The sequence below is a fragment of the Clostridium sp. genome (assembly GCF_034179595.1).
GTDB lineage: Bacteria > Bacillota > Clostridia > Clostridiales > Clostridiaceae > Clostridium.
Window position 1 is genome coordinate 1 of sequence record NZ_JAXFPT010000013.1, and the last position, 2,517, is coordinate 2,517.

1 protein-coding gene and 2 pseudogenes are annotated in these 2,517 nt (G+C 24.7%); 2 read left to right on the top strand and 1 reads right to left on the bottom strand.

All coding sequences use genetic code 11. From position 1 onward, the window contains the following. Both SPJ33_RS00905 and SPJ33_RS00910 read left to right on the top strand, forming a co-directional pair. Nucleotides 1-898: pseudogene (locus SPJ33_RS00905) on the top strand (hypothetical protein); the annotation flags it as partial. Nucleotides 899-1,272: 374 nt separating this feature from the next. Beyond that, on the top strand, nucleotides 1,273-2,181 hold the full coding sequence (locus tag SPJ33_RS00910) for a CAP domain-containing protein (RefSeq protein WP_321116076.1): 909 nt from the start codon (nucleotides 1,273-1,275) through the stop codon (nucleotides 2,179-2,181). A 99-nt stretch (nucleotides 2,182-2,280) separates the two neighbouring features. Here SPJ33_RS00910 and SPJ33_RS00915 read toward each other — a convergent pair. Continuing rightward, nucleotides 2,281-2,517 (bottom strand): annotated as a pseudogene (locus SPJ33_RS00915) (hypothetical protein); the annotation flags it as partial.

The window sequence follows — 2,517 nt, forward strand, 5'->3', positions numbered from 1 at the left end:
ATATTATATAAATGGTATAGTATATGGAAGTTTTAGTGGAGCTTTAATTTTTATTCTTATATCAATAGCTACATTCACAGTATTTATTATTTTATTAAATAGAGTATTTGTTAAGATAAATTCAAAGCTTTTAGAAAATTATAAAAAGAATAGTTTTAAAATGAAGAAAGTAAAAGAATATAATATATTAAGAACTCTTTTAAATAAAGAATTTATTAGATATATTTCAAAGCCAGTAGTTGTATTAAATACGTCAATAGGCATGGTATTATATCTATTAAGTGTGATAGGGATTTTATTTATAGGGGATGAATTTATAAATATAATTTTTGATGCTAATGTAACAAAAGAATTTATACCATTATTGTTAATAGTACAAACATCACTTTTTGTTGCATTATCAAACACAACATCATCATCTATATCTTTAGAAGGAAGTCAATTTTGGATACTAAAATCTTTGCCTATAGATTTTATGTATGTATTTAAAGAAAAAATGCTTTTAAATAATATCATTACAATAATACCGATTTTGATAGGATCATTAATTTTTACAGTAAAATTAAATTTAAGTGTAATACAGGGGCTTTGGTTACTAATTATACCAACACTAATTTCACTTTTTATGGCTAAGATTGGATTGATAATAAATCTTATATTCCCTAAAATGGTATGGATCTCAGAAGTTATTGTTGTAAAAAGAAGTATTTCAGTAATGTTAACTTTATTAATTGGAATTTTAACTGTTTTAGTACCTTCAGGTATATATTATTTAATAGATATAAAGAATACAGATGTTTATCTTTTAGTTGTATCTATTATATTTATTTTATTTAATTTAATAGCATATAAGATATTAAATGGATTTGGAAGAGAAAAGATAAAAAATATAAATTAATATTTGTACTTAGATTTTTAAAGAGATACTAATTATATTATTAGTATCTCTTTGTTGTGTAAAAATAAAAAAAGGCATAAAAACTGATTGGAATTTCATTAAATATACCAAGTAATTTTATCCATGTAATATATTTCAAAGATTGTTGTAGCACAGATATAAAGCCAAAGTATATATAATTTACTAATGGAAAAATAGGATTTATTTTAATTAAAAGGGGTATATACTCATTAATAACAATAACATACCATGAATAATTTTTAAAAAGTATGATATAACTTTAAGTGTTAGCATTAGTAAAAAGTAAAAAGTACTTTAACTAATAAGATATTGAGCCTTATTAGGGTTCGAAAAAATAAAAAGGAGTGGTACAGATGAAAAATAAACTAATTGCTATGTTATTAACAGGTACATTACTAGGGGGAATAGGTGCAGGTACTTATTTAACTGTTGGGCAAGGAGAAAAAAGTGAAGCTGCGCAATTGCAAACAATAAAGGTTTGTAATGGTAAGATTGTTCAAAGTAATAATAAATATAATTGTATAAGTTTAAATAACGAAATAATTAAAAGTTTATTAAATGAAAAATCAAATAACACAAAAAGTAAGGAATCAAATAATTCTAAAAATATAGATTCAAAATCTAAAAATAGTACTTCAGAAGCTAAGAAGAAATCAAACGATAAAAAAACAAATGTAAAAGCTAATGAGAATAAAGCTTCAAATAATAAAAATTCTTCAAAGAGCAATAGTACTTCAAAAAAGAACAATAATGTTTCAAAAAGTAGTAATACATCAAAAGATACTGTATCAAAAAATAACACATCAAAAAGTAATATTTCAACTAGTAATACTGGACAAGCTTCAGTAGCTAGTGAAAAGTTTATGGCTCAAGTAGAACAAAAAATATTTGAGAAGGTTAATGTTGAAAGACAAAAAGCTGGAGTTTCAAAGTTATCATACAATAAAACTATGGAAAAGTATGCTAGAATAAAATCACAAGATATGGGTGATAGAGGATATTTTGATCACAAAGATCCACAAGGTAATCTTATAACTGTTAAGATGAAAAATGATGGAGTAAATTATAAAGCTTGGGGTGAAAATATAGCATATATAGGTGGAGTATCTGATGCTGACGCTTTAGCAAATCAATTTATGACTAACTGGATGAATTCACAAGGTCATAGAGAAAACATATTATCAAAGAATTTCTCATCAATTGGTGTAGGAGTTTATAAGAGTGGAAATAGAGTATATGCAACACAAGAATTTTATAAATAACAAATAAGTTTTACCAGAAAGTTATGTACTAAATTTTTAAACATTCAAAGAGCATACTAATATTAGTATGCTCTTTTTAAAATTATTATTTAAATATATTTACCAACTACCAGAAGATCCTCCACCATTAGAAGAACCACCGCCAAATCCACCAAAGCCTCCGGAAGAAGAACCACCGCCAAATCCTCCGCCATGAGGTCCATGTCTATTATTAAAGTTAATTAAGAAAAGTATCTTTAAAATTGCACGACAAATTCTAGATTTATTAAATATTATATCTATTAATATAAAGGCAATGACTATACCTAAAATAGTATAATCATTACTATTTGAAGT

What these genes read in the sequence shown, in the direction of transcription:
- SPJ33_RS00910 (WP_321116076.1), top strand. Translation starts at nt 1,273, where the DNA reads ATGAAAAATAAACTAATTGCTATGTTATTAACAGGTACATTACTAGGG.